This is a genomic window from Paraburkholderia sp. J63 (assembly GCF_905220245.1).
Lineage (GTDB): Bacteria > Pseudomonadota > Gammaproteobacteria > Burkholderiales > Burkholderiaceae > Paraburkholderia.
Genome location: NZ_CAJMZF010000025.1, coordinates 53,408 through 76,535, shown reverse-complemented (window position 1 = coordinate 76,535; position 23,128 = coordinate 53,408). Strand labels below are relative to the sequence as shown.

The following is a 23,128-nucleotide window of genomic DNA, read 5'->3' as shown; positions in this document are numbered from 1 at the left end:
CCTACTTCAGTTTTGGCCTTCTTGCCAGAAGCGCCCGTAGTCCGCTGGCCGCTTTTGCATGAAGGCGTTCAATCCCTCTTGCCACTCGCGCCTGGGAACGTCGAGTGGCGACTTCAGGACACGGTCCCAGTCAACCGCCATGTGCGCGTGCAGATTGAGCCTGGCGGCCTTCAACGCGCCGGGTGGCACGGCCCCCACGATCTCTTCGGCCAGCGACAACGCGCTTTCGAGCACCTGGTCGCCGGGCACGACGCGGTTGACGAGCCCCATATCCAGCGCCTCCTGTGCGGACACGCGCCGGCGCGTCAATATCAGCTCCGCTGCCCTGCGCACACCTGTGAGGCGGGCAAGCAGCGCAAGGCCCGTATTCGGAATCACGCCGCGGCCCAACTCGGGCATCGAAAACCAGCCCGATCCGGCCGCCACGACGAGATCGCATGCGAGGGTGAGCTCCATTCCGCCGCCCAATGCGGCACCGTGAACCGCGGCGAGCACAGGACGATCGAATTCGGCGATGCGCTTGAACATCACGGCGGGATCTTCGTCGGGATCGGGGCACTCCATCCATCCGTCGCGAAGGTCTTCGATATTGGCGCCGGCGCAGAACGCCGGTCCGGCCGCTGCAATCACGACCGCGCGCTGGCCGTCGTTCAGCGCCTGGTCGAGCGCCAGCGAAATCCCGCGGACAATCTCACGCGACAACGCGTTGCGGCGCTCGGGATCGTTGAGTGTCAGGAGCGCCACCGCCCCACGACGTTCATACAGCACCTTGTTCCCGTTCATGCGAGGGTCTCCCTGTCTTCATCCGCCAACAGATACGCGCGCAATTCGGGGGCAACAGGATGAGGGCGTCCGGTCTCGCCGTGAACCAGCACGCAGACCGCTTCCGCGCTCGCACGACAGATATCGTCCGCTTGCGCGAACAGGCCCTGCCGCACCCTGAACGAAGTCTTGCCGACCTCGACCACGGTGCTTCCCACCTCTACGCGCCCGGGAAAATGCAGCTCGGCGCTGAACTCGATCAGCAGCCTGACCACGGCCAGATTCGCGCCGCGCATGAGCGCACGAATCGATGCTTGCGCAACGATCTCCATGCGCGCCGCTTCGAACAATGTCGCCATTACGGCGTTGTTGACGTGTCTGAACTGATCGGTGTCCGCATTGCGCAACTTCTCTTCCGTCCAGAAACGAAAGTCGCCGCGCCGGGCTGTGCCTTTCGCCCGCGTCATCACGCCCGGTTCGAAAGCGCTCATACCGGCTCCTCATGCTCCTTCGGGATCAGATGTGCGCTGGCTTCGTGCTCGGTGCGCAGATAGAGCGCCGTGGCCAGCGGCTGGCGCATCTCCTCGAGGACGTGCCCAACCAGCCCCACCGCCCGTGCGGCAACGGCCAGCCCGCGGCAGATCTGCCATGGAATGCCCATCTCCGATGCGACCGCGGCCATCGCGCCGGTGACGTTCACCGGCAACGCACGATCGAGTTGCCGCTCGGCTTCTTTTCCGATTGCCGACATGAGCCGAACGTAGCGCCCTTCATACCCCAATTCCTTGGCAACACTAAACAGTGCGGGCGCGCGGGGATCGATGGGCTTGTGAAACGGATGCCCGATGCCCGGCAAGATTTCCTTGCGCGCGCGATAGTCGTCGACGGCCTCGCGCGCGAGCCTCTCGATGTCGGGCTCGTGATCGCCATTGGCAAGCGACGTCTGCAAGAGCCGCGCCGCATTGTCGAGCGATCCGACGAATACCGAACCCAACCCCAGCAAGCCCGCAGCCACCGCCGCCTGGACCGCTTCGGGCGCGCCCGCATAGGTCATGCGCGTGGCCAGCGACGAAGGCGTAATGCCGTGCTCGACGAGAATGACCATCATGGCGTTGAACATGCGCAGTTCACGCGCTTCGGGCAAGCGGGCGAACAATTGCAGAAATGCCATTTGCCCGAAGTCGATCTTGCCCACGATGTCTTCGCATAGGTCCAGACCGTGAACGACGACCTTCGTCGGTGTGGCCCAGGCGATGTCGGAACGGATTTCAGCTTGCTTCATGATTGATTTCTCGCGTGACGGATGAGTGTTGAACGAGACCGAGCGCCTGCGAAGCCATGTCCCTCAAGATGCTCTTGAGGATCTTGACGCCGTTGGGGCCGTCCTGCTGCGGAAAGGCCTCGACGGGCAGGATGCGGCGCGGAACCTTGAAGCCCGCGATACCTTGCTTGCAGTAGGCGATCAATTCGTGCTCCGCGGCAGGTGTCGCCGAGTTGCAGACAAAGGCGATGGCCACGTCGCCCTCGCCGTCGATATGCACCCCGACGACCTGCGCCGCCTGAACGCCCGGATGCTGCGCGAGGAAGGTCTCTATCTCGACGGGATCGACGAGATAGCCTCGCAAGCGCAAGCTGTCGCGGATCCGCGCCAGGTAGACGAACGCGCCCCCCTCGGCGTAAGCAAGGTCGCCGGTCTTGAGCCAGCCATCCGCCGTGAGGGCCTCGGCTGTCGCCGCGGGATTGTTCAGGTAGCCCGCCATGACGTTGTAGCCGCGCAGCTGCAATTCGCCTTGCTGCCTGTCCGGCAATATCGCTCCGCTGGCGGGATCGACAATCCGGAACGAGATGCCGGATGCAATCGGCGCACCGCCTGGCAAACCCCGCTGCTTTGCGTCCGCCTCGCGGTCGCCCATCGCGGTCATCGCCAGGCATTCGGACATCCCGTACAGCCCGGTCAAACGCACGCCCCACGCGGCCCACGCCCTGGCAATGACGCTTTGGCCGAGGCTTGCATATTCCGCAAAGGCACCGCGCCGCCAGTTGGCCAACGAGCCCTCTCCCGCGCTGAGCACCATGTCGATCATGGCGTCCGAACCGAAGAAATGCGTCACGCGATGACGCTCGATGGCCGCGGCGGCGGCCTGCGCCTTGAAGACGGGCAGCAGCACGCACGCGGCTCCCGAAGCGAGCGCGGCGATGGCCTGAACGAATCCAAGCACTCCATATAAAGGCAGCGCACAGAGCACGACGTCTTGCGCGTGCATGTCGTTGAATTGTGCGACGTTGCGTGCGTGGCGCTCAATCCCGCCTGCCGTGTGAACCGCGAGCTTGGGGCGGCCCGTGGTGCCCGAGGTCGTGAACGTGCACAGCAGATCGGTGTCGCGGCCGTCCCAGTCCGGATACGGCTCGAACGCCTCCCATTCGAAGCTATCGAATTGCGACACCGTGACGACATGCTGCAATACCTCGCTCGAAGCCTGGATCGCACGAGCCGCGCCCGCATAGTCGAAATCCAGAAACGTCTGCGGCACCAGAAGCACGCGCGCTTTCGCCGTGTCGATCACATGGCGCGCTTCCTGCTGCCTGAATCGCGTACTGACCGGCACCATCAGTGCCCCGAGTTGCGCCGCGGCGAAGAAAAGCTGCAGCCACACGGCGCCGTCCGGCAGCCATACGGCGATCGTGTCGCCGCGTCTCACGCCCAGCTCGAACAAAAACGACGCCGCGCGCCGCGATGCGATCCGCAATTCCCCGCGCGTCATCGTTTTTTCGCCATGATGCAGTGCGACGAGACCGGCATCGCCCAATTCGAGCAGATCAAACGCCATGACGTCCCCCGGCAACAGCCAACGCGGCACGCGCGATCTGGACGCGCTGCATTTCCGAGGTCCCTTCACCGATACGAAATGCCCGCGCATCGCGATAAAAACGCTCGACGGGAAGCTCGGTCATGTAGCCCATGCCGCCGAAGATCTGCAGGACGCGATCGGTGACCCGGCATCCCATTTCGCTCGCATAGAGCTTGGCACGGCATGCCGAGACGTGTGCCTGCGGATTGCCCGATTCGATCATCTCCGCTGCCGCTCGAATCAGCATGCGCGCCGCTTCGATTTCCACGTCGTTGTCCGCGACCATGAACTGGATGGCCTGATGTTGCGCGAGGTGTGCGCCGAATGCCTTGCGCTCGAGTGCATACTCACAGGCCATGGCCTGGGCGCGCGCGGCAAGACCGAGCGAGCGGCTGGCGGACAGGAGCCGGTCCTGATTGATCGACTGCATCATGCCCAGAAAGCCCGCGTCGGGCTCGCCGAGCAAGTCTTCGTCGGGCACGAAGCAGTTTTCGAGGGTGAAGCCGTTGAGGTGGTAGCCGCGCCAGCCCATCTTCCGGTATCGCGTCATCCCGACCACGCCCGGATTCCCGCGCCGCACGATAAACGTGGTCAGCTTGTTCTTCAACGCCGCCGCTGGATCGGTGACCGCGAGCACGATGATGTAATCGGCGGTCTCGGCGTGCGAAATGAAATGCTTGCTGCCGTTGAGCCGCCACCCGCCCGCGACTTTCTCCGCGCGGGTACGAAGTCCGCCGAGGTCCGATCCCGCGTTGGGCTCGGTCAATGCATACGTGACGATCTTGCGCCCCGAAAGAATGTCGGGCAGAAGCTCGGCACGCTGGCGCTCATTGGTCTGGGTCAGTTGCAGCGGCAGATGCCCGAATACCTCGCTCAGCGGCACCGACGTATGCGTCACCTCCTCGAGAATGGCCACCTTCGCGGCAGCCGACAAGCCGGGGCCGCCAATACTCTCCGGAAGATTGAACCCGTACAGCCCCAGTGCCGCGACTTCCGAACGCAACTGCGCCAGCAGTTCCTCGCTGACATCGTCGTCCGTTTCGATTTGCTGTTCGAGCGGTACGAGCCGGGTGCGCACGAACCGGCGTGCGGTTTCCCGGATCATCGATACTTCGTTGTCGATTTGAGTCATGATGCTCTCACTTTGAATAAAACGCTTTCGTCTTAATTAGGAACGCTCAGAACACTGGCCGGATCATTTCGAAGATTTCGCCGATCTGGGCATAGTCGCCGCGATAACCCGCACGCATGATCGGCTGCGCGGCATGCGTGTCAAAGAGGCCATCCCTCAGGTACGCCTTCTGGATGTGCACGCCGACCACCTGGCCCAGCACGAGCCAGTTATCGGTAGGCCTCTCATTCAGGTCGTGCAACTGCACGACCTGGAGCAGCCTGCATTCGAGCGCCGCCGGCGATTCACCCACGCGTGGAACCGATACGTTGCGTCCCGCAACGGGCGTGAGGCCGGTTAGCTCGAACTCGTCGATATCGGGCGCAACGGGCGCCGACGTGCGGTTCATCTGCTCCGCAAGCGGGCGCGTGGCGAGATTCCAGACGAATTCGCGCGTGGCTTCGACATTGCGAAGACTGTCTTTGCGGCCTTCACTGCAAAAGCCGATGATGGGTGGAACCGACGCGAACGCACCGAAGAAACTGTACGGCGCAAGATTGAGCTGACCGCGCGACGAACGCGTGGAGACCCAGCCGATCAGGCGCGGTGCGACGATGGCCTTGAACGGATCGTGGGGCAGACCATGACCCGTCGCGGGATCATAGAACTCGACAACCGCTTCGGAATCGACGAGATCGATCCCCGCTTCCCTGCTCATGCGTATCTCCAATGTTTCAGCGTGTGCAAATACAAAATCAACCCAATCTCGCGTCTATGGCAGGACGTGCTATCTCCGGACAGACGTGGCGTGCGCCAGCAAGTCCGCCTGACCATAGGCTTCCTCGACGGGCGCGATATTCGAAAGATCGCGGCCGCGCGTCTCAGGCAGGAACGCCAGCGCAAGCAGTGCGCAAAAGTAGCCAATGAAGCAGAACAGTGCGATCGCGCCCAAAAGGCCCAGATGCCCGGCAACCACGCCCACGAGAGCAACGCTCAGCGCGCCCAGCGACTTTCCGACGTTGTACGAGAACCCCATGCACGTCGTTCGAATCTGGGTTGGGAACAGTTCCGACAACATGGGTCCGATTCCGGCAAATACGCCATTGATGCCCATGCCGACGGGAAGCCCCAACGCCGCCAGCAACCAGGCGTTCATGGGAACTAGCAGATAGCAACCGGTAAGGACTACCGAGAATAGACAGAAAATCGCCGCAGTCAAACGACGTCCCAGCGAGTCGTTGAGGCACGCAAAACCCACCTGCCCGATGAACGACCCGACACTCATCATCGTCGCCATCAAGGCTACGGACGTTGCGGGAAAGTGGCGAACCTGAACCAGCATCGTAGGCAGCCAGATCATGATGGCGTAGCTGCTTCCTTGCAGCCCCGTCACCAGCAGTGCCGCGAGGAGACTCGAACGGCGGATGTCACGCCGGAACGATGAGCGCCATGTCGCGACCGCCTCGCCGCCCGTCGCTTTTTTCATTTCGCGGAACATGGCCGGCTCGGGAATATATCGACGGATCAGCAGCACGATCAGCGCGGGAATCACGCCGACCCAGAACGCCGACCGCCACGCAACCGACGCAGGCAGATACGCGAGCAGCAGGCCCGTGACGATAGCGGCAAGCGCCCAGCCAATGGAGAAGCCGCTCTGCACGAGACCCAACGCTTTGCCCCGATGGGCCGGATTGACGACCTCAGCCATGAGCGCGGCGCCAACCGCCCACTCGGCGCCAAAGCCAAAACCTTGCAGCGCTCGCACGATCAGCAACTGCGGATACGAGTTCGTCAGACCAGCAACAATGCTGAACACGGTGAACCAGATGATCGACCATGTCAGCACGCGCACACGTCCGTGGCGGTCGCTCAGAATGCCCGAGAGCCACCCGCCCACCGCGGCGGCAAGCAGGGACGAAGTCGCGATCAAACCCGCCTCCGCCTTCGAGAAATGCCACGCCGCCATCAACGCGGGCAAAATGAACGCCAGAACCTGATTGTCGAACGTATCCAGGGTCCAGCCGCCGAAGCATCCCCAGAACGTGCGCCGCTCTGCCGGCGTGGCTGCCCGATACCAGTCAAACATCTGCATTTCGATCTCCTCTATGCGTCAAGGCGCGTCACCGCAAAGGGCGATCGCACTGATCTCGACCTGCGCGCCATAGTGCAATTGGCCGCACGGGACTACGGTTCGGGCGGGCGCCGGGTCGCCGACGAACTCCCGATAGATCTCGTTCACGCGCGGCCAGGACTCGATATCGGCTACGAAGATCTGCACGCTCAGAAGCTTTCCCATGTCGCTTCCTGCCGCCAGCAGGATTTCCCGCACGTTCGAAAGCGCCTGACGCACCTGTGCTTCGAGCCCTTCCGCCAGCGTCACCTCGCCGTCGGCCGCAAGGGGCAACTGACCCGAGACGAAAACCAGCCCGTTTGCCCGCGTCGCCTGTGCGTAGTGCCCGCGCGGCAAAGGGGCCTTTCCGGTCACGATATGTTCGATCAAAGCGCTCACCATTAGATAGGTATGCCAGGCAGTCTCCTCTGGACGCTCACCTGGGCTAGTGGGACCACGAAGGCGGAAATGGCAGGGATGCCGGTCTCCGCTCTTTTTCGAAAACGATTTCGATTGCAAGATAGCAGGCGATCCATGGAAACTCAAGAATCAAAAACCTATTACGAAATCGTTTTCTGTCCGGGCTCCGAAAGGCGAATTACCCGGAAAGCCGCGCCGCGCAAGCCTTCAGGCCACGACTCAACATGCTGTTTGAGGCTTTCTTATAGGGGTCATATACGGGTATACACCGTCGCAACGATGTGTACTCCGCCCCACTCGCGCGACGCCGCCCGAAATCGTTCTTTGCCCAGCACGCCGTCGCAAGTCCTTGATACGGCCGCGTTGTGGCGTAGAATGGCAAAATCGTTTTCGAGGCGCCGCTCGCCGCCGATCCAGAGAAAGTGAAATGAACATTCAGGAATTTGCCGCCACGCTCAAGCTCTCCATCAGCACCGTGTCGAAGGCGCTGAACGGCCGGGAGGACGTCAGCGAGGCCACACGCAAACGCGTGCTGGAAGCCGCCGAGCTGCACGGCTTTTCGCCCGATCCGTCCGCACGACGCTTGCGCCGGCAGACGGCCGACACCGTCGCCTTCGTCGTCTCGCCCCCGCAAACTTCGTTCGCGCATCCCTTCTTTCTGGACATGCTGATGGGCGTGAACGAAGCGATGGAGAACAGCGGCTATCAGGTCATTGTGGCGTCCGCGCAAACGCTCGAAGCGGAAATCGATGTCTTCAGGCGCCTCATCGAACGCCAGCGCGTCGATGCGCTGCTGTTCGGGCGCACGCGCCGCCAGGACGAGCGCATCGCCTATCTGCTCGAGCAGGACATTCCGTTTGTCGCGTTCGGCCGCAGCGAGACGTCCGACGACTTCCCTTACGTCGATATCGATCATCACGTCGTGGGCCGCGCCGGCTGTGCGCGATTCATTTCACTGGGTCATCGTCGCATCGCTCTGGTTCATGCCCCCGAGTACCTGATGTTCAGCCACCTCGAACATGCGGGCTACGGCGAGGCATTGCGTGCCGCGGGCATCCCCTACGACGAGGCCCTCTGCGTGGAAGCGGCGATATCCGAAGAAGGCGGCGCGGACGCTGCGCGCCGCCTGCTTGCCCTCCCGAACCCGCCCACGGCCATCGTATGCGGCCACGACCTGATCGCCTTGGGTGTGTTGCGCGGTATCACGGAAACGGGGAGAACGCCGGGCCGCGACGTGGGCGTGATTGGCGGCGACAACCATCCCATTGGGCGCTATGTGCAGCCGGCGCTGACCACCTTTTCGGCAGAAACGCATCGCGCCGGCAAGCGGATGGCGGAAATGCTGCTCGAGCGACTGGCGGGCGGGTCGCCTCGCGATCTTCAGGAAGTCTGGGCACCGGAGCTGATCATCCGTGCTTCCGACGGTCCCCATCGCATTCCGGATCAGGCTCCCGCCGCGAGCAAGACCGCTGCGCCCAAGCGACCGCGTACGCCCCGAGCGAAAGCGGCATCGCCGGTCTGATCGTTCGGGGAACTTACCATGTCAATCGATTTCAGGGTCATCGACCAACATATCGCGCATCTCACCATTAACCGGCCCGAGCGGCTCAACGCGCTCGATGTCGAGCACGATCGCGCTCTGGCGGCTGCCTGGAAGCGGTTCAACGAAGACGCGAATTTGAAAGTCGCGGTGCTGACCGGATCGGGTGAGCGTGCATTTTGCACCGGCGCCGATATCCTGGACTACCTTGCGCATCGTCGCAGCATGGCGGAGCAAGCGCTTGACGATGCAACGGTCAGCTTTGGTGGATTGACGGCGGATCAGGATGTCGTGAAGCCCACGATTGCCGCCATTGACGGCTTTTGTGTGGCGGGAGGCCTGGAGCTGGCGCTGGCCTGTGACATCCGCATCGCCACGCGCAACGCACGCTTCGCGCTGCCCGAAGTCAGGTGGGGAATTCTGCCCGGAGGCGGCGGGACGCAGCGGCTCGGCAAAATTGCCGGGCTTGGCGTGGCGATGAGAATGATCCTGACCGGCGACGAAATCCGGGCCGACGAGGCGCTGAACTGCGGGCTGATCACCGACCTGGTCGAACCGCACGAACTCGAAGGCACGGCGCTCGCGATAGCCCGGCGGATAGTCAGGAACGGTCCGCTCGCGGTGGTGGCAGCGCGGCGTGCGCTGCTTGCCAGTTTCGGTCTTCCGATGAAACAAGGTTTGAAAATGGAGGCCGAGCTCCAGCGCGATTTACTGCTGACCCATGATGCGGCCGAAGGCGTCGCCGCGTTTGCGGCAAGACGCCCGCCGGAATTCAAGGGCCGCTGACGCGAAGGGCGGATCGCGCGGCTTTTCCAGCCGCGCTTTCAGCCCTTACGCCCCCCCATGCGCCCGTATCGTCAACTGAACCTTCCCGTCACGAATCGGCATGACATCGGGGCTATCGTCGCCCACTTCATTCGCGATCGCATGGTTGAGCTTCTCATTCATGGCGAGCAGCAGTTCGCCATTGCGCTTGCGGTCAAGCGCCAGATTGCGCATCTCCCCCGGATCGCTCGCCAGGTCGTAAAGCTCCACATCGTTTTTCGCAAACAGCGTCTCGAGCGAATCCGGCGTATTGAACTGCAGCGGCGAGAAGTAGCGCGAGAACCGGTAGCGGCCGTCGAACACGCTGCGTATGGTCCCGCGCAGGCGGAAATCGGGCTGCTGGGCCAGCGCGCGGCGCAGTAGCTCGTCGGGCGGCACGCCCTTCTCGTGCAGCGTTTTGAACTCCTTGAGCATCCACTCGCTGTCGTAATAGAGCAGCATGGCGTAGTTGAAGAGCGCCGTGTCGCGAACGCTATTGGTGCGCGCGGTCTCCGGTGCGCCCAGCCACTTCGTGAGGTCATGCCCCTTGAGCGACGGCCCGCCAATCGTCGCCACGCGCGCGGTGTCGAGTCCGGTCAGACCCAGCAGCGTAGGCGCGACGTCGATATGCGAGGTGAGCGCATTGCACTGCTTGCCGCCCGGATACGCCGGGTGGCGAATCACGAGCGGCACGTGATTCTGCGGCTTGTACGCCGTGGCGCCCTTGCCGACCAGTTGATGCGCGCCCACATGATCGCCGTGATCGGAGGTCATCACGACGATGGTGCGCTCGTCGAGCCCCAGCGACTTCAGCGATTGCAGCAGACGCACCACGTGAGTGTCGCAATCGCGAATGCAATTGAAATAGTTGTCCTGATAAATCCGGATGCGCTCGTCGGTGAACGGATAGCTGCCGACGAGATTGGCGTGGGCTTCGTCGAACATGCCGTGCGCAGGCGGGCGTCCCGGTTCGTCATAAGGTTGACGGCGCGAGGCCACGAGCGGGACGTTGTCCCACTTCTGCTGATACAGCGCGTCTTCGGGCGGATGCGCGTTGCCGAGCACCGGATGGCTCTGCTCCTGCAGTTTCGAATCCGGCGTGTCCGTGTTCACGAACATCACGTCATGCGGATTCACGAGATTGACCGCGAGGAACCAGGGCTTGCCCTCCTTCGCGAGACGCGGCGCATGACTGCGCATCCAGCTCACGGCCGATTCGGTCGTGATGCCGTCGTAGTTGTAGCCGCCGCGCACCATGCCGATCAGATCGCCCACGCCGAAGTAATCTTCGAAGCCGTATTCGTTGATCGTGTGGTGATAGTCGGAGACGGGCGCGTTATAGGGGCTCGCCGTTTCCTGGAGCGTCGAGCTCAAATGCCACTTGCCGAGATAGGCTGCGTAGTAGCCCGCATCGTGCATCATGTGGCCGATCGTGCGTATGTCGGTCGACATGTCGGGTTGCCACGGCATGCCGGCGTTGTCGAGCACGCCGGTGTGCTGCGTATGCTGGCCCGTGTAGATCGTCGATCGCGATGGCGAGCACACGCAGGACGCGATCTGGTGATTCGTGAAGGTGATGCCGTCGCGCCGCATGGCCGCGCGGCCCGGCACCGGAAACGGCCAGGCGTCGAAGTGATGCTCCTGATCGGTCAGGATGAAAAGGATGTTGTAGCCGGCGGGCGCCTGCGCGGGCGCCGCGGCGGCCTGGCGGAAGGCCGGTGCGTCGTCGGCCCCGGCGCTCGCCGCGCGCGGCGCAACGCTCGCCGCCTCCGCAACGGCCGCCGTGGTGCCAACGCCGGCGGCCGCCACGGCGGCGCCGGCGACCTTCAGGAATTGCCTGCGTCCGAGGCGGCCCGGCGGCACGCTGTTGCTCTCGTCGGATGCGCCGGTGTCTACCTTGTTCGTCACGTTGTGTCTCCGTGGTGTGTGGCGTGCTGCCGTGCGGCGCCGCCTTGTGGGTGTGCTGCATTATTCGCCAGGAGGCCGTGCGATTCGATGAAAGTTTCTGCATAATCCATAACCTCCAGGACATGAATAGAAAACGCACGACCATGCACGACACGGCCTCGTCAGCTTCCGCACCCTCCGCACCCTCGGCGCTGGCGGGCACCGACGCCCTGCCCAGCGTACTCCGCCGTCTGCGTCTGCGCGATCTGGAAACGCTCGCCTGGCTCGGCCGCTACCGCAGCTTCGCGCGCACGGCGGAGGCGGCCTCCGTCACGCAGCCCGCGTTGTCGAAGTGGCTGCGCGAGCTCGAGGAGCAGCTCGGGCTACGGCTCTTCGAACGGACCTCGCGCCGCGTTCAGCCCACCCCTTATGGCGAAGTCATGCTCGAACGCATCGCGCGCATCCTCAACGATCTGCGCGAGATCGAGCCCGAGTTTGCGGCGCTGCGTCACGGCGTGGGCAGGCCGCTGACGATCGGTCTGCTGCCCAATATGGACGAGGTGTTCATGGCGGGCGCGCTCGCGTGGCTCCATCAGCACGACATGCCGATCCAGCTCAACGTGCGCGTCAACACGCTCGATCACCTGCTGCCGCAGGCGCAGCGGCGCGAACTCGATCTGCTGGTGTGCTGGCTGGAGACCACGGCGCTGGCCGCGGGGCTTCATGTCGAAGAGCTGTTGCGCGAGGAAATGGTGGTGGTCGCGGGCAAGCATCATCCCTTGCACAAACGCAGCCGCGTAAGCTGGGCGGAGGCAGCCGCGTTTCCGTGGATCGCCCCGCCGGCCGGCTCGCCCATGCGCATCGCGCTCGAAGCCGAGTTTGCGCAGGCAGGCAAGCCGATGCCGCGGATCGTGATGGAGTCGGCCTCTCACTACACGAATCGTGCGGTGGCGCAGCAGTTGCCTTGCCTGTTCGTGGCTTCGGCGGCGCGCGCGAACCAGCGTGACGCGGCACGCGAGCTCAGCATGCTACCGCTGCGGCTTTCGACGATCGCGCCGACCATCGGCGTATTGAGCCACTCGCCGGGCAGCAGCGCCGTGGCGATGGTGCTCAAGGCGCTCCATCATGCGGCGGACGCGAGGCGCGCCCGCTCGTGACACGCCGTCGCCGCGAACGCCGTTCGTTCGGCGCCCGGCAATCCGAGACCAAATCGCACAAGACCGTGCAATCTTTCGCCTGCGCCCATTCCGTATTCTGAGCAAGCGGTGACCCATCATCGCGGCAGAACGAGCGGCACGATACGGCCGCTCTTCTTCCTGACCTGGGGCCCCCGTCCCTGATGCTCCTATGGCGATCTTTTCGAAGATCGTTGCTCTCTCTTTATCTCGGAGATATCGCATGGCCGATTACAAAATGACCGGTCTGGTTGCCGGCGCATTCGCGACTGCCCTCGCTGCCCTTTCCATCACGCCCGCGAGCGCGCAGGAGTTCACGGACGCCCAGAAGAAAATCCAGGCCGAGCACACCGCACTCGTGAAGTCGGGCAAGGTCGAGCCCTGCTTCGGCACGGCGCTGAAGGGCCACAACGACTGCTACGCGGGCGCGGGCACGACCTGCGCCGGCACGAGCGCCGCCGACTACCAGGGCAACGCCTTCCGGCTCGTGCCGAAGGGAACGTGCACGAGCATCTCCACGCCGAACGGCCCCGGCAGCCTGACGCCGAAGGTCTAATATCGATACCTGTCCGGGCTTTTTTCAAAGCCCGGACCGCTACGTTGCTTTCGATCCCGACAGGCCATGTCAGCGTCCTCTTTCTCCCCTCGCTTCCGCGCGCATGATCGGCTGCCCTCGCGCGCCGGCGTCGGCCTCAAGGCCGAGCATTACCGCACGATTCTCGAATCGCGGCCCGACGTGGGCTTCTTCGAGGTGCACGCCGAAAATTACATGGGCGCGGGCGGCCCGCCCCATCGCTATCTTTCCGCTATCGGCGCGCGTTATTCGCTTTCGCTGCATGGCGTGGGCCTTTCGATCGGCGCCGACCGTCCGCTCGATCGCGACCATCTCCAGCGGCTCAAGACGCTGATTACGCGCTATGCGCCGGCCGTCTTTTCCGAGCATCTCGCGTGGTCGAGTCACGACTGCGGCTTTCTCGACGACCTGCTGCCGCTTCCGTACACGAAGGAGAGTCTCGTGCGCGTCGCGAACCATGTCGACGAAGTGCAGGAAACGTTGGGCACGCAGATGCTGCTCGAAAACCCTTCCACGTATCTGGCTTTCGAGGCGAGCACCTGGTTGCACGATACGCCGGACCGGCGCGCTACCCACGCTGATCGAATGGGACGCGAAGCTGCCTGGCTGGCCCACGCTTGCCGTCGAAGCCGCGCGCGCCGAGGCCGCCATGGCCGCGGCCCTGCCACACCACGACCGTCACGACCGAACCGAGGTCCACGCATCATGAATCATCGAAACGTTCTGCTCTACTACGCATGGAGCCGCCCCGGCGAAAGCGGTGCGCCGCTCCCCGTGATCGACGACCGCTTCCCCGCGCTGTTCGAAAGCCGCCGGATGGGCTTCCCGAGATTCCACGAATTCTCGGACCCCGGGCAATACGATCAGGGCATTGCGGGCTTTCTCGATCACATCATGAAGCACAACTTCACGGCGTTCGTCGAGCTCGCGACCGCATTGACCGGCCAGCCGGTGACACAGATCGAGCGCGTGCTCGACAACGGCACGCTCACGCCGCTCGACGAGCGTGTGCTCAGCGGCGTCGATACGCTCATCGTCATCAGTTTCGACTCGCTGCGCACGGCGCAGAAGGCCGAAAGCGGCGAAGTCGAGGCGATCCGCGCGTTCCTCGCGCAACCCGATCACCTCGCCTTCGTCTGCCCGCATCACGATATTGGAGACGTTGATGAACTCGCGGAAACGGCCCGGCTGCCGCGCCAGATTGCAGAATTCGAGCACCATGGCGACAAGACCATTCCGCCCCGCCAACGGTTTGGCGGCTTCGCGCGCTCACTGCTCGCGGATCTCGGCGTACCGGTGGAAAACCGCTTCGGGCTGCGTCCCGCCGCGCTGCCCGATGGATCTCCGGCACCGGTCGAAGCCGAAAAGGCGCTCGACCGCTTAGGGATCCTCCACAATGTCGAGCACTTCAATCTGCATCCGCATCTGCCGCAACTCGAGCGGATGGGCGACGCAGCCCACCAGCTCGATGTGCTCGCACGCCAGCGCATCGATCCTCACGCGCCGCCGCATCCGTTCGCGGCGCAGCACGAGACGTTTGACGCGCTCCTGCAGTCGCGGCCCGAAACGTTCGCGGGCACGCTGCTCGTCAGCGATACGACGCTCTGGAGCTCGACAGCGGGCGGCGTCGACAGCCTTCGCCAGTTGTGGACCAACGTCGTGACGCGGCCGCCGATATCGTGAGGATTCCGTGATATCTGCGATCCATTACAGCCCAGGCAGCCTCGAAGCCTGTCAGCGCGAATTTGCCGCGGCGCTGCTCGATCCCGACCTGCCCGTGCCGCGCGGCCTGACCGGCCCCGATGGCAAGGCGAGCGTCAAGCGCTTCAACGTCAACCGGAACAACGTCACGATGGGGCTCGTCGAGGCGCTGAAGGCCGCGTTTCCCGCCGTCTGCCGTATCGTAGCGGATATCGGGCCGCATCGCCGGTCGCGCTGAAGCCCCGGCGATGACCGGGCGGCGCGAGCCTGGCGACCGGCGAGGGTCGGCGGCACGCCGCTTGCTATATCGACGTGGCCTCAAACAACACATGGAGCTCACGATGAACGAAGACCGAATCAAAGGCCAGTGGAAGCAGTTGTCCGGCAAGTTGAAGGCCAAGTGGGGCAAGCTGACCGATGACGATCTCGCGGTGGCCGAGGGCAACAGCGAGTACCTCGTCGGCAGGATCCAGGAACGTTACGGGATCGCGCGCGACGAGGCCGAGCGGCAGTTGAAGGACTTCGACAGTACGCTTTAACGCTTTTCTACCCCAGCGGGCGGCCCACCTCGATCGCGGTGGGCCGCTCAGCGCTTGCGCGCAATGCGTCGGCGAATCCACTCGGCGAACGCTTCATCCTCAATGTGGTATTTCCCCACGCCGAGTCGCGTCACGACGTTCGCGTCCTGAAGACGGCGCAGGGCGTGTCCCGCCGTATTGCGCGTAGCGGGCTTGCCGATGAGATCCGACAAGCGCTCCAGCCCCGCTACGGAATGCAGGTCCGAGTCGCCGTCGGCAAGCAGCGTCAACACGGCCTGGTCGGCGGGATGAGTGGAGTCCCATTGACGGATGAAGTGCGCATCGGAGAACACGGTGTCCTTGGTGTGCTCGAGCGCCGCTTCGACACCCTGCGGCTGATAAACCAGGAATCGCTCGATAAAGCGCTTGAAGAACTCGGGCGTACGGTGCAGTTCGTCGAAGGCACGCCTGCCCTGCGCAAGCGTCAGCGTATGCCGGGCCATGCTGTTCATCAGGTCGATGGTGAACGCGACGAACTCATCCCCCAGTAGCGGAAACGGCTCCAGCGGCGCCCAGTTGTAGAACGGTTCGGAGGAACGCGCGAACATGTCGCGCAAGGTCGTCTCCGAGCTGCCGGCAAACACGACCTTGATGCGCTCCTTGCGAATGTCGAGTGCGGCGCGCAGCGCGTGCGCGAACGTGCTGTGCATCTCCTTCGCCAGCACCTGGGCCTCGTCGATGACGAGCAGCAGCGGCTTCTTCTGGCGGTCGAGCTGGCGTAGCACCTCGCGCATCGTGATGGAGCTATCGGCGTCGAGCTGCGCCAGTTCCGCTTCGATGGACCCTTCCGCGCCACCCGGTACTTTTGCGCTCGCCCTGACCTTTTTGACAGGCTTGCCCAGCGCAGCGAGCACGGCGCGGAATCCGCGCGGCTCGAGTGCTTCCGCAAGCGCGGAGACCAGCGCGATGTCCGGGGTCTCGGTGTCCCAGAGATTCGTGTAGGCCACCAGATATCCCCGCTCGACGGCCGCGGGCAGCAGGTCCTTGCACAGGAACTCCGTCTTGCCCATGCGCCGGCGCGCGAATAGCCCGCGCGCGGCGGTCAAACCCAGCGCAAACGCGTCCAGGTAAGCGGCAGCCAGTTCCGGGCGCGGAAAATGCCAGGGATCCGCCGGCTTCTCATGCTTTCTCATACGATTTGAGAATTCTCAAAAGCTCTGAGAAAACATGATACCGGCGGCGATCCGGCCTGTAAACAGCGCCCGCTCGCGACACACTCAACGTGCCGCGCGTCGCTCGCCGGCGTCGCTCGCCTCGAGCGCGGCCTTCAAATAGCGCGCCGTGCGGCTCCGCGCGGCATGGGCCACTGCGTCCGGCACCCCGCTCGCCACGATGCGGCCGCCTTCGTCGCCGGCGCCGGGCCCCACGTCGACGATCCAGTCGCTTTGCGCCGCCACGCGCATGTCGTGCTCGACGAGCACCACCGTGTTGCCCGCATCGACGAGTCCGTGCAGATGCACCATCAGGCGGTCGGTATCGGCGGGATGCAGGCCCGTGGTCGGCTCGTCGAGGATGTATAGCGTGTCGCCGCGCTGGGCGCGCTGCAGCTCGGTTGCTAGCTTGATGCGTTGCGCTTCGCCGCCCGAAAGCTCGGTCGCGGGCTGGCCGAGCCGCAGATAGTCTAGGCCGATGTCGCGGAGCACGCCAAGCGAGCGCATCACCTGCGCCTCGCCGGCGAAGAACTCGCACGCGGTATCCACGGTCATCGCGAGCACCTCGGCGATGTTGCGCTCGCGCCAGCGGATCTCGAGCGTCTGCGGGTTGTAGCGGCTGCCATGACAGGTCGAGCATGGCGCGTAGACGCTCGGCAAGAACAGCAGCTCGACCATCACGAAGCCTTCGCCCTCGCAGGTCGGGCAGCGCCCCTGGGCGACGTTGAACGAGAATCGCCCGGCGCCGTAGCGGCGTTTGCGTGCGGCCGGCGTCTCGGCAAACAGCTTGCGAACGTGATCGAACAGCCCGCAGTAGGTCGCAAGGTTCGAGCGCGGCGTGCGGCCGATCGGCTTCTGGTCGACGCGCACGAGGCGGCGGATCCGCTCCATGCCGGCCACGATCCTGCCATCCGTCGTCACGGGCGCGGCCGCGAGCAGCGGGTCGATTTCGTCGTCGTCGGCCGTATCGACTGCGCGGCCCAGATGTTCGGCGACGAGGTCCGGCACCGCCTGGCTCACGAGGCTCGACTTGCCCGAGCCCGAGATGCCGGTGACCGCGGTCAGGCAGCCGAGCGGGAATGCCGCGTCGAGACCGTGCAGATTGTTGCGCGTCACGCCTTCGAAACGGAGCCAGCCATGCGGCTCGCGGCGCCTGCATGGCTGCGAGCCGGCCGCCTGCTCGCTGGCGTTGCCCTGTCCGCTACGTCCACCCTCCCCGAACAGATAGCGCCGCGTGTGCGAGCCCGCGACTTCCGCGAGACCGGCGGGCGGGCCGCTATAGATCACGCGCCCGCCCGCTTCGCCAGCCTCAGGTCCGACATCGACGAGCCAGTCGGCGCGCCGCATCACGCCCAGGTCGTGCTCGACCACGAACAGCGAATTGCCCGCGGCCTTCAGGCGCTGCAGCGCATCGAGCAGCGCGTCGCCGTCCGCGGGATGCAGGCCCGCCGACGGTTCGTCGAGCACATAGACGACGCCAAACAATTGCGACGATAGCTGCGTCGCGAGCCGCAGCCGCTGCAGCTCGCCCGAGGACAGCGTCGGCGTCGCGCGGTCGAGCGCGAGATAGCCGAGCCCGAGGTCGATCAGGGTCTTGAGCCGCTCCAGTAGTTCGATCGCGAGCCGCTGCGCGGCGATGCGTTTCTCGTCGGACAGGTTCGGCGTCCGGCGCACATCGGGCGCCGCCTCATGCGCGGAGCCGCCAGCCGCGACACGGCGCGCCGTCGCCGCGCGCCGGGCCTCGCGATCGAGCGTGGCCGCGCCCGACGCTGCCGCGTCGGACGGCCACTCGCCGCGCGAGACCGGTTCGAGCAGCGCGGCCAGTCGCGCGATCGGCAATTGCGAGAGCTCGCCGATATCGAGTCCCGCGAACGTCACCGAGAGCGCCTCCTTTTTGAGGCGCTTGCCGTGGCACGACGGGCACTCGCTGCTGAGCATGAACTGCGAAACGCGCTTCTTCATCAACGCGCTCTGCGTATTCGCGAAGGTATGCAGCACGTAGCGGCGGGCGCCCGTGAAAGTGCCCTGATAGCTCGGCTCCGCCTTGCGCTTGAGCGCCGCGCGCGTCTCCTGCGGCGTGAAGCCCGCATAGACCGGCACTGTGGGCTGCTCGTCGGTGAAGAGGATCCAGTCGCGGTCCTTCTTCGGCAGATCGCGCCACGGCTTGTCCACGTCGTAGCCGAGCGTGACGAGGATGTCTCGCAGATTCTGCCCATGCCACGCGGGCGGCCACGCAGCCACCGCGCGCTCGCGAATGGTCAGCGAGTCGTCGGGGACCATCGAGCGCTCGGTCACGTCGTAGACGCGACCAAGGCCGTGGCAGGTCGGGCACGCGCCCTGCACCGTGTTCGGCGAGAAGTCCTCCGCATAGAGCATCGGCTGCTTCGGCGGATAGCTGCCGGTGCGCGAATACATCATCCGCACGAGGCTGGAAAGCGTCGTCACGCTGCCGAGCGACGAGCGCGCGCTCGGCGCGCCGCGCTGCTGCTGCAGGGCCACGGCGGGCGGCAGGCCTTCGATCGCGTCCACGTCGGGGGCGCCGACCTGCTCGATCAGCCGCCGCGCGTAAGGCGCGACCGATTCGAAATAGCGCCGCTGCGCCTCCGCGTACAGCGTGCCGAAGGCGAGCGACGACTTGCCGGAGCCGGAGACGCCCGTGAACACCACGAGCGCGTCGCGCGGGATGTCGACGTCGACGCTCTTGAGGTTGTGCTCTCTTGCGCCCCGGACCCGCACGAAGCCGGTGGGCGCGTGCGTGGTGGAAGCGCGATGCTCGGGGGATGGGTCGGTTTTGCGGTGCCGGGTGGGCTTGGTCATGGCGGCGCGGAGTCGGATGCGAAGACGTTGGGATTTCCAACGTCGATGTTAGCGCAAGCGCATCGCATCGATTGATTAGCCGCCGGCAGAAAGCCGGGCCGACCGCGACTGCCTTACTGGTTCGAAGCGGTGCCAAACGCACGCTGTGCATTGACATCGGCTGGCGAACTTTCCGATGGGAGACTCGCCGCAGAGGCAGACAGCCGATGATTGATGAACCCAACCGCGATCGCACCCAGCACCGAGGGAATCGCCATCACGAAGAAATTGACGTGCAGCGAAAGCTTGAGACCCACGATAATGCCAATCAGAATCGGCCCGAACGCCGCGCCCAGACGTCCGATCCCGGACGCCCAGCCCACCCCGGTCGCGCGTACACCGGCCGTGTAGAACTGGCCTATATAGGCATAAACAACAATTTGCGTACCGATGGTGCAAGCCCCCGCCACCGCGACGAGCAAGTACCGCACGCCCGTTGACGCGTGATAGCCGAGCAATGCAATCGACACGGCCGCGATCAGATACATGCCAACGAGCACGTACCGGATGTCGAGGCGGTCGGCAAGCCGGCCGCCGCCGATCGCACCGGCTACGGCGCCCAGATTGAGGAACAGGACAAAAATCAGCGCCGAACCCAGGTTATAGCCCGCGGCCGCCATGAGTCGGGTCAACCATGAACTGAGGCCATACACGGCAAACAGGTTAGTCATACAAATTATCCAGAACATCAGCGTACTGGTGGCAAGGCCATTCTTGAACAGTCCGCCCAGCAGTCCGCCCGATTCGTTTTGCGCCTTTTGCATGACGATCCTGTCGTTCGGCTGAAGTTCATGGTGGGGAACGAGTTTGCGCAGGATGGCTTTAATATCGGACTCCTTACCTTTTGCCATCAAAAACGACAAGGATTCCGGGAGCATTTTGCACATTGCGGGGATAAAAATGACCGGCACCGCCGCCACCAGGTAGACAGACTGCCAGCCATGACGCTCCAGCACGCTCTTGCCCAGCACGGCGGCTAGCACACCGCCCACGGAGTACCCGGCGAACATCAGCGATACCAGCGTGCTGCGCGCGCTACGCGGCGAAAATTCGGTCATCTGCGCGGTGCCAACCGGCGCGACGCCACCCATCCCGAGGCCGCCCAGAAAACGCGCGATGCTGAATGCAACGGGGCTCGAGGTCACGCCCGCCGCGGCACTGAAAACGCTGAAGATCGCCACGCACAGGATCATTGCCGGCTTGCGGCCGGCGCGGTCGGCCACGCGGCCGAAAAGGACGCTGCCGACCATCATTCCCAGCAGGCTCGCGCTCGCCATGATGCCGGCTTGAGCCGGCGTCACCTGCATGGACTTCATGATCAACGGCAGCGAGATACCCACGATCGCCAGGTCATAACCGTCGAGCACCATGACCAGGGTGCACCAGAAAATAATGGTGATGTGAAGGCGGCTGAATCGAGCTTTGTCGATTACCGCTTGTAGATCGATCTCGCGCATGTCCTTGTTGTCTCCGTCTCTGTGATGGTTGTTTTCCGGGCGGCACGCGCAGATACCCTGATGCTAAAGTCTGCGAATTGCTCGACAATCGTGCTCACGGCACCTATTACATTCGCAAGCCCGGCGGCAAGAAAGGCAACCATGCTTATGAAAAACATAATCGTCGCTTATGCCTTCGCATAAGCCAGGGCCATCGGGCCGATCGCCCCGCATCGACATGAACCTGGTCGCAACGCTGCAGGCGATACTCGATACGGGCAATGCCTCGCGGGCGGCCGTGGCCCTCGGCGTCACGCAGCCCGCCATCAGCCAGAACCTGCGCAAGCTGCGCGAGCACTTTGGCGACAAGCTGTTTGTGCGCAGCGGCAACCAGCTACAGCCCACCCCGCGCATGCTGGCGCTGCAGCCCGTCATTGCGCGGCTGCTGCGCGATCTGGACATGCTCTCGCGGCCGCCCGAAGGCTTCGACCCCTATACCGCGGACCAGGAGTTCGTCATCTGCATGTCCGAGGTGGCCGAGTTTGCCGTTCTGCCTTGCGTGGCGGCCGAATTCGCGAAGCATGCGCCGCGCTGTCGTATTCGAGGGATACGGGTGCACCACTCGCGGCTGCTCGCCATGCTCGAGCAAGGCGAAGTGGATCTCGCGGCCGGCAGCCTCGCAGACGCCGCGCCGTCGCTGCGCCAGCAACGGCTCGCGGAGCATCACATGGTTTGCATGGTGTCCGCCCAGGGGAGATGGGCCAATACGCCGCTCACGCTGCAAGACTATGTCGATGGCCGGCATGTGGCCGTCCATCGGCTCGTGGACAGCACCGACCCGATATCGGAACGCCTGAGGGTCACGGGCATTCAACGCAATGCGGTGGTTACCGTCTCCAGCGATTTCGTCGCGGCGCAGACCGTGGTGAAAACGGATGCGATCTGCACCGTGGGGGAACCGGCCGGGCAGCAGTTGGCGGCCTTGTTTCCCGTTCAGATCCAGGCGCTGCCTTTCGAGGTGGGAACGCTCACGACCCGCATGATCTGGCACGAGCGGTTTCAGGGCGACGCCAGCCATATATGGCTGCGCAAGCTGGTCGAGGTCGCTTATCGCAACTGGACCCAGGCCGCCGAGGCTGCGAGGTCGCGCAAGCCAAAGCCACGCTAGTCCACAACTTTGGCCACGTCCTGGCCCATCGCTCCACAAGCATTCACCAATGTACGGAACGCCGGCACGGACTAGTGCCGTCCAGCCTCGCGCCGATAGCGTCCAGGGGAGCAGCCCATGACCCGTGTGAATGCCGTGATGAACGCATACTCCGATCCGTAACCCACGTGGGCCGCGATAGCGGCAATGCTTTCCTGACTGGAGCTCAGTTTTGCCCCGGCCAGCAGCATGCGCCAGCGAGTCAAATACTCGATCGCCGGTGTCCCCATCAATTGCTTGAAGCGTTGGGCGAATACGGCGCGCGACATGCCGGCCACGGCGGCCAGTTGCTGTAGCTGCCACGGGTGCGCCGGGGCGTCGTGCATTGCCCGGATGGCTTGCGCAATCTGCGGATCCGCTGCGGCCTGCAGCCAGCCCGGCGTGAGCGTCGAATGCGGTGTATCCAGGAACAGGCGCAGCATCTCCACCAGCATCAGATGCCCGAGATGCTCGGCCACCAGGGCCGTGCCCGGACGTGGCGACACCAGCTCGGCCGCGAGACGTCCCATCGCGCGGCGCAAGAAAGAGGCCTGCTCGCTTTCGGCAGGAACACTGAATACGCCCGGCAAGGGATGGAGCAGCCTCGCCACCTGGTCGGCGGCGAACTCGAACAGGCAACTGACGATCATGTAGTCGCCGCCCCCTCTGATCGACTTCAATCCGCGGTGCCCGAGCGTGATCTGAGTGGCGGCTTCCACCGGCTCCAGGCTCGGATCGCTGGCCAGCACGAACGCACTTCCCTGACTGACCAGATAGCAGTCGCCGGGCGTCAATGGCTGCCATTGCGTGTCGTGATCGGTCCTGATCCAGCAATCCCCGCGTTCAACGGCGCAGAACCGGACGCCTTCATCGGGCGGGAACCGCAACGACCAGGGACCGGCCACATCGAGCGCCGCCGTCCGGGTGCTGCGCGGTCGCGACAACGTCAGGATTTCGGAAAGGGGATCCATCGACATTCAAGGCTGCC

At 64.3% G+C, this 23,128-nt stretch carries 21 protein-coding genes; 8 read left to right on the top strand and 13 right to left on the bottom strand.

Translation table 11 applies throughout. The features are described from left to right. Positions 1-6 precede the first annotated feature (6 nt). The 8 genes from U5775_RS24510 to U5775_RS24475 all read right to left on the bottom strand — a co-directional run bounded on the left by U5775_RS24510 (position 7) and on the right by U5775_RS24475 (position 7,231). Complete coding sequence (locus tag U5775_RS24510; RefSeq protein WP_322060684.1) at positions 7-783, bottom strand: enoyl-CoA hydratase/isomerase family protein; 777 nt, start codon at positions 781-783, stop codon at positions 7-9. Further along, positions 780-1,253, bottom strand: a complete 474-nt coding sequence (locus U5775_RS24505) for an acyl-CoA thioesterase (protein ID WP_322060683.1) — start codon at positions 1,251-1,253, stop codon at positions 780-782. Before U5775_RS24505 ends, U5775_RS24510 begins: the two co-directional genes overlap by 4 nt. Beyond that, positions 1,250-2,044 (bottom strand): citryl-CoA lyase, encoded by a 795-nt coding sequence (locus U5775_RS24500; protein WP_322060682.1) that lies wholly within the window; start codon positions 2,042-2,044, stop codon positions 1,250-1,252. Before U5775_RS24500 ends, U5775_RS24505 begins: the two co-directional genes overlap by 4 nt. Further along, positions 2,031-3,590 carry an AMP-binding protein gene (locus U5775_RS24495; protein WP_322060681.1) on the bottom strand — a complete coding sequence of 520 codons (1,560 nt, stop codon included), beginning with the start codon at positions 3,588-3,590 and terminating at the stop codon, positions 2,031-2,033. The genes U5775_RS24500 and U5775_RS24495 overlap by 14 nt, the downstream gene beginning before the upstream one ends. After that, positions 3,580-4,743, bottom strand: coding sequence for an acyl-CoA dehydrogenase (locus tag U5775_RS24490; protein WP_322060680.1), 1,164 nt, complete (start codon positions 4,741-4,743; stop codon positions 3,580-3,582). The genes U5775_RS24495 and U5775_RS24490 overlap by 11 nt, the downstream gene beginning before the upstream one ends. 46 nt (positions 4,744-4,789) lie before the next feature. Then, positions 4,790-5,440 (bottom strand): flavin reductase family protein, encoded by a 651-nt coding sequence (locus tag U5775_RS24485; RefSeq protein ID WP_322060679.1) that lies wholly within the window; start codon positions 5,438-5,440, stop codon positions 4,790-4,792. Between the two features lie 69 nt (positions 5,441-5,509). Beyond that, positions 5,510-6,814: an MFS transporter gene (locus tag U5775_RS24480; protein WP_322060678.1), complete on the bottom strand. Its 1,305-nt coding sequence runs from the start codon at positions 6,812-6,814 to the stop codon at positions 5,510-5,512. Positions 6,815-6,832: 18 nt separating this feature from the next. After that, positions 6,833-7,231, bottom strand: coding sequence for a RidA family protein (locus tag U5775_RS24475; protein WP_322060714.1), 399 nt, complete (start codon positions 7,229-7,231; stop codon positions 6,833-6,835). 448 nt (positions 7,232-7,679) lie between these two features. Between U5775_RS24475 and U5775_RS24470 the strand changes: the two genes are divergently transcribed. Together U5775_RS24470 and U5775_RS24465 are read left to right on the top strand one after the other, a co-directional pair. Further along, positions 7,680-8,774, top strand: a complete 1,095-nt coding sequence (locus U5775_RS24470; protein ID WP_322060677.1) for a LacI family DNA-binding transcriptional regulator — start codon at positions 7,680-7,682, stop codon at positions 8,772-8,774. Between the two features lie 18 nt (positions 8,775-8,792). Next, entirely contained in the window at positions 8,793-9,578 is a 786-nt protein-coding gene (locus U5775_RS24465) for an enoyl-CoA hydratase/isomerase family protein (protein WP_322060676.1), read from the top strand. Between the two features lie 45 nt (positions 9,579-9,623). On the opposite strand, the gene U5775_RS24460 is transcribed toward U5775_RS24465, so the two are convergent. Continuing rightward, complete coding sequence (locus U5775_RS24460) at positions 9,624-11,504, bottom strand: sulfatase-like hydrolase/transferase (protein ID WP_415913643.1); 1,881 nt, start codon at positions 11,502-11,504, stop codon at positions 9,624-9,626. Between the two features lie 122 nt (positions 11,505-11,626). On the opposite strand from U5775_RS24460, the gene U5775_RS24455 reads away from it, so the two are divergent. The 5 genes from U5775_RS24455 (at position 11,627) to U5775_RS24430 (ending at position 15,472) form a co-directional block, all read left to right on the top strand. Then, entirely contained in the window at positions 11,627-12,640 is a 1,014-nt protein-coding gene (locus U5775_RS24455) for a LysR family transcriptional regulator (RefSeq protein ID WP_322060675.1), read from the top strand. A 241-nt stretch (positions 12,641-12,881) separates the two neighbouring features. Then, the gene (locus U5775_RS24450; protein ID WP_322060674.1) at positions 12,882-13,214 is read left to right on the top strand and encodes a DUF2282 domain-containing protein; all 333 of its coding nucleotides are present in this window, start codon (positions 12,882-12,884) and stop codon (positions 13,212-13,214) included. Positions 13,215-13,280: 66 nt separating this feature from the next. Beyond that, positions 13,281-14,915, top strand: a complete 1,635-nt coding sequence (locus U5775_RS39525; protein WP_415913642.1) for a DUF692 domain-containing protein — start codon at positions 13,281-13,283, stop codon at positions 14,913-14,915. 7 nt (positions 14,916-14,922) lie between these two features. Beyond that, a complete protein-coding gene (locus U5775_RS24435) occupies positions 14,923-15,171 on the top strand; it encodes a DNA-binding domain-containing protein (protein WP_322060672.1) in 249 nt (82 codons plus the stop codon). Positions 15,172-15,274: 103 nt separating this feature from the next. Then, complete coding sequence (locus tag U5775_RS24430) at positions 15,275-15,472, top strand: CsbD family protein (protein WP_322060671.1); 198 nt, start codon at positions 15,275-15,277, stop codon at positions 15,470-15,472. A 47-nt stretch (positions 15,473-15,519) separates the two neighbouring features. On the opposite strand, the gene U5775_RS24425 is transcribed toward U5775_RS24430, so the two are convergent. The 3 genes from U5775_RS24425 to U5775_RS24415 all read right to left on the bottom strand — a co-directional run bounded on the left by U5775_RS24425 (position 15,520) and on the right by U5775_RS24415 (position 20,975). After that, positions 15,520-16,644, bottom strand: a complete 1,125-nt coding sequence (locus U5775_RS24425) for a hypothetical protein (protein WP_322060670.1) — start codon at positions 16,642-16,644, stop codon at positions 15,520-15,522. Between the two features lie 84 nt (positions 16,645-16,728). Then, complete coding sequence (locus U5775_RS24420; protein ID WP_322060669.1) at positions 16,729-19,479, bottom strand: excinuclease ABC subunit UvrA; 2,751 nt, start codon at positions 19,477-19,479, stop codon at positions 16,729-16,731. A gap of 113 nt (positions 19,480-19,592) precedes the next feature. Next, positions 19,593-20,975 carry an MFS transporter gene (locus U5775_RS24415; protein ID WP_322060668.1) on the bottom strand — a complete coding sequence of 461 codons (1,383 nt, stop codon included), beginning with the start codon at positions 20,973-20,975 and terminating at the stop codon, positions 19,593-19,595. A gap of 217 nt (positions 20,976-21,192) precedes the next feature. Between U5775_RS24415 and U5775_RS24410 the strand changes: the two genes are divergently transcribed. Next, positions 21,193-22,122, top strand: coding sequence for a LysR family transcriptional regulator (locus U5775_RS24410; RefSeq protein WP_322060667.1), 930 nt, complete (start codon positions 21,193-21,195; stop codon positions 22,120-22,122). A 71-nt stretch (positions 22,123-22,193) separates the two neighbouring features. Here the strand turns inward: U5775_RS24410 and U5775_RS24405 are convergent, their stop codons facing one another. After that, positions 22,194-23,117, bottom strand: coding sequence for an AraC family transcriptional regulator (locus U5775_RS24405; RefSeq protein ID WP_322060666.1), 924 nt, complete (start codon positions 23,115-23,117; stop codon positions 22,194-22,196). Positions 23,118-23,128 lie beyond the last annotated feature (11 nt).

What these genes read in the sequence shown, in the direction of transcription:
- U5775_RS24495 (WP_322060681.1), bottom strand. Translation starts at nt 3,590, where the DNA reads ATGGCGTTTGATCTGCTCGAATTGGGCGATGCCGGTCTCGTCGCACTG.
- U5775_RS24480 (WP_322060678.1), bottom strand. Translation starts at nt 6,814, where the DNA reads ATGCAGATGTTTGACTGGTATCGGGCAGCCACGCCGGCAGAGCGGCGC.
- U5775_RS24485 (WP_322060679.1), bottom strand. Translation starts at nt 5,440, where the DNA reads ATGAGCAGGGAAGCGGGGATCGATCTCGTCGATTCCGAAGCGGTTGTC.
- U5775_RS24415 (WP_322060668.1), bottom strand. Translation starts at nt 20,975, where the DNA reads ATGCGCGAGATCGATCTACAAGCGGTAATCGACAAAGCTCGATTCAGC.
- U5775_RS24410 (WP_322060667.1), top strand. Translation starts at nt 21,193, where the DNA reads ATGAACCTGGTCGCAACGCTGCAGGCGATACTCGATACGGGCAATGCC.
- U5775_RS24505 (WP_322060683.1), bottom strand. Translation starts at nt 1,253, where the DNA reads ATGAGCGCTTTCGAACCGGGCGTGATGACGCGGGCGAAAGGCACAGCC.
- U5775_RS24425 (WP_322060670.1), bottom strand. Translation starts at nt 16,644, where the DNA reads ATGAGAAAGCATGAGAAGCCGGCGGATCCCTGGCATTTTCCGCGCCCG.
- U5775_RS24430 (WP_322060671.1), top strand. Translation starts at nt 15,275, where the DNA reads ATGAACGAAGACCGAATCAAAGGCCAGTGGAAGCAGTTGTCCGGCAAG.
- U5775_RS24465 (WP_322060676.1), top strand. Translation starts at nt 8,793, where the DNA reads ATGTCAATCGATTTCAGGGTCATCGACCAACATATCGCGCATCTCACC.
- U5775_RS24500 (WP_322060682.1), bottom strand. Translation starts at nt 2,044, where the DNA reads ATGAAGCAAGCTGAAATCCGTTCCGACATCGCCTGGGCCACACCGACG.
- U5775_RS24490 (WP_322060680.1), bottom strand. Translation starts at nt 4,743, where the DNA reads ATGACTCAAATCGACAACGAAGTATCGATGATCCGGGAAACCGCACGC.
- U5775_RS39525 (WP_415913642.1), top strand. Translation starts at nt 13,281, where the DNA reads ATGTCAGCGTCCTCTTTCTCCCCTCGCTTCCGCGCGCATGATCGGCTG.
- U5775_RS24405 (WP_322060666.1), bottom strand. Translation starts at nt 23,117, where the DNA reads ATGTCGATGGATCCCCTTTCCGAAATCCTGACGTTGTCGCGACCGCGC.
- U5775_RS24420 (WP_322060669.1), bottom strand. Translation starts at nt 19,479, where the DNA reads ATGACCAAGCCCACCCGGCACCGCAAAACCGACCCATCCCCCGAGCAT.
- U5775_RS24470 (WP_322060677.1), top strand. Translation starts at nt 7,680, where the DNA reads ATGAACATTCAGGAATTTGCCGCCACGCTCAAGCTCTCCATCAGCACC.
- U5775_RS24450 (WP_322060674.1), top strand. Translation starts at nt 12,882, where the DNA reads ATGGCCGATTACAAAATGACCGGTCTGGTTGCCGGCGCATTCGCGACT.
- U5775_RS24455 (WP_322060675.1), top strand. Translation starts at nt 11,627, where the DNA reads ATGAATAGAAAACGCACGACCATGCACGACACGGCCTCGTCAGCTTCC.
- U5775_RS24510 (WP_322060684.1), bottom strand. Translation starts at nt 783, where the DNA reads ATGAACGGGAACAAGGTGCTGTATGAACGTCGTGGGGCGGTGGCGCTC.